The organism is Streptomyces milbemycinicus (assembly GCF_002154605.1).
In the GTDB taxonomy this organism is placed as follows: Bacteria; Actinomycetota; Actinomycetes; order Streptomycetales; family Streptomycetaceae; genus Streptomyces; species Streptomyces milbemycinicus.
In genome coordinates this window covers 1-7,917 of record NZ_MUNE01000669.1, presented here as the reverse complement: position 1 = coordinate 7,917, position 7,917 = coordinate 1, and the positions used below count along the sequence as shown (strand labels likewise).

At 71.8% G+C, this 7,917-nt stretch carries 8 protein-coding genes; 3 read left to right on the top strand and 5 right to left on the bottom strand.

What is annotated here, in order from left to right:
- Both CCN51_RS42210 and CCN51_RS42205 read left to right on the top strand, forming a co-directional pair.
- A partial coding sequence (locus tag CCN51_RS42210; protein WP_211303300.1) for a GH32 C-terminal domain-containing protein occupies positions 1-194 on the top strand: 194 nt, incomplete at its 5' end.
- Between the two features lie 186 nt (positions 195-380).
- On the top strand, positions 381-1,979 hold the full coding sequence (locus CCN51_RS42205) for an FAD-binding oxidoreductase (RefSeq protein WP_014177757.1): 1,599 nt from the start codon (positions 381-383) through the stop codon (positions 1,977-1,979).
- Here CCN51_RS42205 and CCN51_RS42200 read toward each other — a convergent pair.
- From CCN51_RS42200 to CCN51_RS42185, 4 genes are read right to left on the bottom strand one after another with little or no spacing between them, the layout of a single operon-like run.
- Positions 1,897-3,405 carry a hypothetical protein gene (locus tag CCN51_RS42200; protein ID WP_086860779.1) on the bottom strand — a complete coding sequence of 503 codons (1,509 nt, stop codon included), beginning with the start codon at positions 3,403-3,405 and terminating at the stop codon, positions 1,897-1,899. The genes CCN51_RS42205 and CCN51_RS42200 overlap by 83 nt on opposite strands.
- Before the next feature lie 15 nt (positions 3,406-3,420).
- A complete protein-coding gene (locus CCN51_RS42195) occupies positions 3,421-5,016 on the bottom strand; it encodes a hypothetical protein (RefSeq protein ID WP_055413970.1) in 1,596 nt (531 codons plus the stop codon).
- Complete coding sequence (locus CCN51_RS42190) at positions 4,994-5,734, bottom strand: hypothetical protein (protein WP_014177761.1); 741 nt, start codon at positions 5,732-5,734, stop codon at positions 4,994-4,996. The genes CCN51_RS42195 and CCN51_RS42190 overlap by 23 nt, the downstream gene beginning before the upstream one ends.
- A 47-nt stretch (positions 5,735-5,781) precedes the next feature.
- Entirely contained in the window at positions 5,782-6,465 is a 684-nt protein-coding gene (locus CCN51_RS42185) for a hypothetical protein (protein ID WP_014177762.1), read from the bottom strand.
- Between the two features lie 328 nt (positions 6,466-6,793).
- On the opposite strand from CCN51_RS42185, the gene CCN51_RS42180 reads away from it, so the two are divergent.
- Positions 6,794-7,516 carry a 4Fe-4S cluster-binding domain-containing protein gene (locus CCN51_RS42180; RefSeq protein WP_014177763.1) on the top strand — a complete coding sequence of 241 codons (723 nt, stop codon included), beginning with the start codon at positions 6,794-6,796 and terminating at the stop codon, positions 7,514-7,516.
- A gap of 73 nt (positions 7,517-7,589) precedes the next feature.
- Here the strand turns inward: CCN51_RS42180 and CCN51_RS42175 are convergent.
- Positions 7,590-7,917: macro domain-containing protein (locus tag CCN51_RS42175; RefSeq protein WP_483883467.1), on the bottom strand; the 328-nt coding region annotated here is incomplete at its 5' end.

Sequence of the window (7,917 nt, the reverse complement as noted above, 5' to 3'; positions counted from 1 at the left end):
TCGACCCGTCCGCGCGGACGGTCCGGCTGCGGATCCTGATCGACCGCACCTCCGTGGAGATGTTCGTCGACGACGGCCGGTACGTCCACTCCTCGGAGGCCTTCCCGGACCCTGCCGACACCGGGCTCGCGCTGTTCACGATCGAAGGCAGCGCGGTGTTCAGGAACACCGTGATCCGCGAGTTCAGGCTCTGATCCACGGCGAACAGGCGAGCCCCGGGCGGGCCACTGCGGCTCGGCTATCAGGCGGTGCGTCAGGCACGCTTTCGAGTGGCCGGCTCGTGGGCGGTCCACGCCGGGCGGCCCCGTCGGTGAACGATCGGTTGACCAGTCGATCTCGAGGCAATCGGGCCTCCGACCGTTTCGCGAAGGCGGGCCACAGTGATCAACAGACGGGACGTACTGCGGACAGGCACCCTGGGTGCCCTCGGCGCCGGGGCGGTGGCCATGACGGCGCCGCCCGACGCGGCCGCCGCCGCGGTGACCGAGACGGCGGAGCGGGTCAGCCGGCAGGACTGGAAGCGGCTGGCCGCGTCTCTCTCCCCCGGTGCCACCCTCTACCGGCCCGCGAACTCCGGCTACCCTCCGCTGGCGATCCCGTTCAACCACCGGTACGCCGGGACCCACCCCGCTGCCATCGTCACCTGCGCCACCACGAAGGACGTATGCTCGGCGATCCACTGGGCCCGCACGGTGGGGCTGCCCGCGGTGCCGCGCTCCGGTCTTGGCCACAACTACGCCGGTTACTCCACCACCACGGGCCTGCTGCTCAATATGAGCCGGATGAGGAACATCGTCACCACCCCGCGGCGGAGCGCCGCCCGCTCCCGGGCATACGGGCCGATCAAGGTCGCCCACGGCGCGGGCACCGTCACCGTCGGGGCCGGGGTCACCAACGGCGATCTGCATCCGCTGCTCGAGGACCAAGGGATCTTCGTGCCGACCGGCCGCTGCCCCTCGGTCGGGGTCGCCGGTCTTGTGCTGGGCGGCGGGATCGGCTTCAGCGACAAGATGTTCGGCCTGACCTGCGACCGGCTGGTCGCCACGACCGTCGTACTCGCCGACGGGCGGGTGGCCCGGGCCAGTGAGGACTCGGAGCCCGATCTGTTCTGGGGCTGCCGGGGCGGCGCGGGCAACAACTTCGGCGTGCACACCTCGTTCACGTTCCAGTACGAGCGGTTCCAGGGCGATGTGGGGTTCTACCGGCTCAGCTGGAGCCTGGACTCCGTACTGCGTGTAATGGCGACCGCACAGCGGATCGCCCTGGAGACCTCGGACAACAAGCGGTTCCACCTCCGCCTCGGCATCGGCACCCACGGCCGAACCCGGGACCAGATCCGTACGAACGCGGGCGTCAACGCGATCGGCCAGTACTACGGAACCCTCGATGAGCTGCAGGCCATCCTCGCCCCGCTGCTCGCCATCGGCACCCCGCAGGAACGTGCCCGGAACTGCGCCGCCGTCCGCGAGGTCACCCCGGCCGAGGCGAGCACGCTGCTCAGCGCCACCACTCCGGTGGAGAAATTCGCCGCCAAGTCAGCGGTCCTGAACTCCCGGACGCTCCTCACCGACCAGCAGGTCAGCGCCGCGGCCGAGCAGCTGCTCGACTGGCCGGGCAGCAGCAACCCGGACGGGGCCGGGTTCGCGATGTTCGCACTCGGCGGGGAGATCAACCGGGTGCCACGGCGGGCGACCGCATTCGTGCACCGCAACGGCCTGTTCATCCTGGCCGCCGAGACCTCCTGGGCGGACTACGACTCCCCCGAGGTCGCCGCCGCGAATCTGCACTGGCTCCACGACTTCTACGACGCCATCTTCCCCGAGGCGCCCCCTGAGCACTCCTACCAGAACTTCCCCGATCCGAAGCTGAGGGACTGGCGGGAGGCCTACTACGGCGTCAACTACCCCCGCCTGGTCCGGGTGAAGCGGAAGTACGACCCGACCGGCTTCTTCCGCTACCCCCAGGCAATCGGTTCCTGACCGCTCGCACGCCGCCGCCCGCCTGGTCGGCGCGCGGGGTCACGCCCAGGCCCTTGAGGCGTTCGAAATCCGCCGCGTCGATCTTCTCCAGGACCTCCAGCTGCCGCTCCAGAGCGTCGGACTGCGAGCCGAAGTCGTCATGTCTGCGCAGCGCGTTCGCGGTGGTGACGTGGTAGCGGGCGAGGGCGACCTTCAAGCTGCGGCTCTCCAGGACCATGCGGTAGATCGTCTCCTCCGCCAGCGCGTCCTGCACGGATCTGACCGGCCGAGTGAAGAAGAGCGTGACGATCTGCCCGGCGCCGAGGGCGCCGAGGACGGCGGGGCTCTGCCAGCCGACCCGGCCGGGGAAGACGACGCCGAGGAGGGAGAGCAGGAGGGCGGTCAGCAGCAGACAGGTGCCAAGCCCCAGCAGGAACTTACTGGCGAAGCCGACGGTGCGCTGGGCCTGTCTGAGGCGTTCGGAGGTCTGGATGCGGTAGTCGCGCAGCCGGGCGTCCTCGTACGAGAGGATGCCCTGCTTGTCCTGGATGTACGAGGAGTAGCCGGCGAACTCCGCGTCCCCGCCCCCGCCCCGGGTGAGCCGACGGTCGTCGTCCGGGCGGGAGCCGAGGAAGCGGGCCAGTTCCGCAAGTCCGGTCATCACCTCGGTGCGCAGCACGCGCTGGCAGAAGTCCAGGGCCGTCAGATGGCGTTCCAGGGTGCGGCTGGCGGTGAGGGCGTCGGAGACGACGAGTTGCCGGACGTCGTAGCGGGAGCGGATGCCGGTCAGCAGGAGCTGGATCTTGATGTCGGTGAGCACGCCGATGACGACGACGTGGGTCGTCTCGTGCCGGCCGTCGGCCAGGAGCCCGTCCAGCAGCGCGGCCAGCGGGGACGGCTCGCGAGGGACAGAGCCGGGGCCGGGTGAGTGTGCGGGGGTGTCCTGGAAGTCGTAGAGGGTGTTGGAGCGCACGTGGTGGACGCGCAGTCTGCCGCCCCAGTCGTCCCCGGCGTCCCCGGCGTCCCCGGCGTCCGTGGGCGGCGGAGCTTCCGGGGCCAGCAGGTCGGTGAGGCCGTCGACGTACGCCGCTCCCCAGGTGTCGGCTTCGCAGTGCGCGCCGTACTGCCTGCGTTCGAGGTCGTACGCCTCCCCCGGGACATGCCAGTCCCGGACGTTGACCAGGTGGAGCACCCCGTCGCCGTGGCCCCGCATACGGGAGCCGACGGTGGCGTCGAGGAAGCGGGCGAGGGGCGAGTGGCGCAGCTCCGCCTCGGGCAGCACCCGGCGGTGGCCCTCCGTACGAAGGGCCTCACCGCCCTCGCTGTCCAGCAGCAGCTTGGACACCGCGCTCTCCGGCAGTGACAACTGACAGTCGAGATTCAGGAAGAAGTCGTTCTGCAGGCACTGCGTGATGAGGATGTACTGCCCCTCGCCCGCCGGTTCCATCGGTCACCCACCCCCTCAGCGCGGCAGCAGCGGCCACTGCTGCGACAGCCGCTTGGCGGCCTCGGTGACCGCCGAGTCCGCGGACTGCCCGGCGAGGCCGTCCAGATAGGCGTGGGCCGCCGCCTCGTACAGGGCGTCGACGGCGTACAGACGCTCCTCATGGGCCGTCCGGCGGGCTCCGGCGCGGGCGTCCAGGGTGGCCTCGGCCTCCTTGGCGCGCTCGACACCGGCGGTGTCCGCCTCGGTCTGCTGCTCCAGCTCCCGCAGCTGCTCGGTGGTGGTGCGGTACGCCGCGAGATACGGGTGCTCCTCGCCGAGCCCGATCAGGAAGGCGATGCCTCCGGAGAGCAGCAGCAGCGCGACGAACATCAAGGAGACGCTGTGCGGGTCCAGATGCAGGGACTCGATGAGGCTCGGCTGGTTGCCGAGGCTGTCCCTGACGTCCTGGGACACATCGGGCGGCAGTTCCAGCGGGGGCTCGTCCTGGAACGCCACCTTGGCCCGCAGATCGCCCAGCGCCCAGGCCCCGTACGCCCACACGCCGAGCAGCGCGAGGGCGGGCACCGCCGACAGCCGGACCGCGCCGGTGACGGAGCGGCGCCGCAGGATCCGGCCGCCGATGTGCGGGGCGAGGATCATCGCCACGGCGACGGCCACGGTGAGGCTGACCGAGAGCAGATTGGCGAAGGCCCCGACGCCGTGCAGATTCTCGAACACGGTGTAGTAGACGGGGAACTCGACCGCGATCAGCAGCCCCAGCACCCCGATCTTGATCCAGCGCGGCATACCGGGGCGGGCCGCCGCGCCCTCCCAGGCCGCCCTGGTGGACAGGGCCCGGTCGAACCCGTCGGCATCCTCCGCCGCCGGATCGCGCTCCGATATGGCCTGCCAGCGGGCGTGGTCCCGGGCGGTCTCCGGCTCGTCGTCGCGGTACTGGGCGGCGGCTCGGCGGTCGGCGGCGGGGCCTCCGCTCGTGCTCTGGCCGTTCGCGTGCTGGCCGTTCGCGTGCTGGCCGGCGTCGGTGCCGTCGGACCAGTCGGGGGGCATCCGGTTGCGCAGCCAGCGCCGTTCGAAACTGCCCCGCACGGTGTCGCGGAACGTCTGCCACCGGTCGGCCCGCCGCGCCAGCCGGTCCAGCTGCGCGGTGGTGACCATCTGCTGCCGCTCCAGGACGGTACGCCGCCGGTTCGCCCGCACCAGCCGCTCAGCCGCGGCGGTGGCCGCCGCCCGCACCCGGCCGGCCTCCAGCGCGCCGTCCTCATCGGCCCGCGCCGACTCCTCGGAGAGCCGGTGCTTGACGCGGTCGCGCAGGCTGGCCAGCTCGGCGAAGTACGGGATCCGGTCGGGGCCGGCCAGCACCCAGGGGTCGTAGACCTGCCGGGCCCCGGCCGCCGCGCCGTGCCTGCGGGCCCGGTCGCGCAACCAGTTGCTGTCACCTGCGCGGATGAGGTCCGACTCGACGGGCTCCGGCTGCGGCAGGGACCCATCGGGGAAGTGGCGCGCGGCGGCACGGCCCCGGCGGCGCCCGCGGTCGGAGTCGGCCCTGCGGCGGCGCACTCTCAGCCGCCGCGGCTCCTCGTCGTCGCCGCTAACGGTATGTGGTGTGGACATGTGCCTTCACCCTCCCCTCCAGGAGCTCCGTCCAGAAGGAGTTGAACTGGTCGTACCGGGAGGTGTCGGTGTGGTACTTCATGCCGTAACCCACCGGATAGATATCGGCGCCGGACAGCTCCGGCTCGTGGTGGGACTTGAGGAAGGCGTCGATGGTCTTCGCCCGGCTCGCGGCGGTGGACAGGTCCTGCCGCCCCAGCCGGAAGTCCGGGTCGCCCTGGTCGAAGTCGCTCACCACCAGCACATCGAACGAGTCGTCGTCGCCGCCGGACGGTTTGGTCAGCGCGATACGCGACAGACCGCCCAGCACATCGGAGCCCGGCTCCTCGTCCTGTGCGCAGCGCAGCAGCTTCAGCGCGCTGGAGAGGGCGACCGCCCGCATGGCTTTACGGGTCCGGTCACGGTCGGCCGTCTTCGAGGTGTCCGGGTCCAGATCGAGCGGGCTGACCTGGCACTTGGATGCCTGGGAGACCTTGGTGATCGGGGCGAAGGACGTCTTGCGGCACTTGTTGTCCGACAGGAAGGTGTTCAGCACCGCCTTGAGCTTGGCCTCCGCGTCGAAGCCGGTCTTGTCGGCGGCGGCCGAACCCGAGCCGTCCACCACCACGCCGCAGGCCTGGGAGTAGCGCTTCGGTTCGTTGGACACCGCGTCGCAGGCGGTGGCGGCGGTCGCCGCCGCGGCGAGCACCAGGGCGGTGGTCAGCGCGCGGCGCGTCATTGCCGCCCTGGGCGCCCTTGGCGCCCTTGATGTTGGACTGGTGACGGTCATCGCGTACTCCTCCCGTCGACGCGGTGGGTGTTCTGCCGCTCGAGTATCTGGAGCGCCCGGGACGTGGCCGTCCCGGCGCCCTCGTCGTCGGCCAGCAGCCAGACGTCCGGCCGGCACCAGGACGGGTCCAGCTCCACCCGGCCGGGCAGCCAGTCCCCGGGCGGGCGCCCGGCGAGGCGGATGAACTGGGGGTGGGTGGCGCGCACCGCGTCCCAGTAGCAGGCGAGTTGCTGGTTGGCCTGATCGGCGACGGCCTGCGCATGGGAGCGGCAGCGGTCGACGGTCGTGCGCCACTGGCCCACCCACTGGCCGTACCGCGCGAGCGCGGCGGGCCTGGGGTCCTCCCGGACGTCGTACTGGGTGACCACGCGCACCGACTCGGCGCGCAACTTGCTGATGAGGGCGTGTTCCTGCCCGATCATCGAGGAGCGCATCTGCTCCATGGCCCGGCGGGCGGTGGTCCGTACCTCCATGACGTACGCCGGGAGCGGCAGTTCGTCCGGGTGCGGGGGCTCGAAGAGCTCCGGCGGTGCGCCCCGCCGCCCCTCGAAATACCGGACGGGGATGCGCGGCACGCCCCGCTCGCCGTCGCGCTTCCCTCGCCACTTGGCCCTGAAGCGCGCGATACGGCCGAGGTGTCCCCGTCGCACCACGCCGTTGACGCTGTCGGATCTGATCATGGACTTCTCTCCCCCGATTTCCCTCGGCGTGGAATTCGGCTCCGGATGGCCGCATCACGGGAGCGGCATTCCGCTCCCCTTCCCGAAGCGGTACGGCAATCGAGCCGAATACCTGTTCAGACCGTAGCGGTCAGCTCATACCCGGGAATGCTCCCCGCCCATGCCACTCCCGAAAACGCCCGGAAGCCGACCGGAGAACGCCCCCGTAGTCGCCTGACGCCGGGTCATACTGGAATGGTTCCGAGTACTTCATGTCATCGATCACGGAATATCGATCATGGAATTGGGAACGGGTTTGGCCGAGCCGGACGGGAAAGGAGGCGGGCCGGTGGAAAACGCCCCCATGGGCCGGGAGCCGGAGCTGCTCCGGGTCAGCCAGACGCACTTCCCGGTCGAGACCCTGGGCCCCGGGCGGCGGCTGGGCATCTGGCTGCAGGGGTGCGGGCTGGCCTGCGCCGGGTGCATGTCACGGCACACCTGGGACCCGCAGGGCGGCACCTCCCGTACGGTCGCGTCCCTGCTCGAGCTGTGGCGCGCGGCGCTGGCGCAGGGGGCCGACGGGCTCACGGTCAGCGGCGGCGAACCGCTCGACCAACCGGCCGGGCTGGCCGCCCTGTTGGCCGGGGCGGCGGCGGCCCGCGCGGAGGCGGTGGCGATGGCGGCGGCGCCGGGCGGCGCGGCGTCCGGCCGCGAGGTCGACTTCCTCCTCTACACGGGATACGAGGAGGAGGAAGTGGAGCGCGACGCGGCGCGCTCCGCCGCCGTCCACCACGCCGATGTCGTGGTGACCGGACGCTTCCGGGTGGCCGAGCCCACCGAACTGGTCTGGCGCGGCTCGGCCAACCAGCGCATGCTGCCGCGTACGGCACTGGGGCGGGCGCGCTACCAGGCGCATCTGGCCCGGACGGCGAGCGGATCCCGTCTGCAAGTGGTCGAGGGGGAGGGCGATGTGCGGCTCTACGGAGTGCCGCGGCGCGGCGAACTGGCAGCACTGGAGCGCCGGCTGCGGCGGGCGGGGATCCGCCTCACGGGGCCCAGCTGGCGGCCTTGAGTGGTGGCGGGGGTGGGGGTCGTCGGGGCCGTCGTCGCGGTCGCGGCCGGAGCCCGCACGCTCGGCTTGGTGGTCACAGCGCCCCCACGGCCTCGGCTATCTCCCGGCTCCTGACCACCAGATGCACCCGCCAGCGCCCGTCCCGGGCGAGTTCGTCTCGGATCGCCCAGCGCAGCCAGGTCGAGCTGACCGCCGGTGGCAGACCGCCCCGTCCCGCGCCCAGCAGCGGAAAGCAGATGGACGACAGGGCCGGCTGGTAGCGGTCGCGCTCCGCCCGGGCGAGCGCGAAGCAGGCGCTGACCGCGCGGGCGATGGTCTCCGGGCGTACGTGGTACGTGTCCTCCTCCGGCGTGGCCACCGCGGCGTCCGGCGGATCTACCACGCCGCGGTGGCCACGCCGG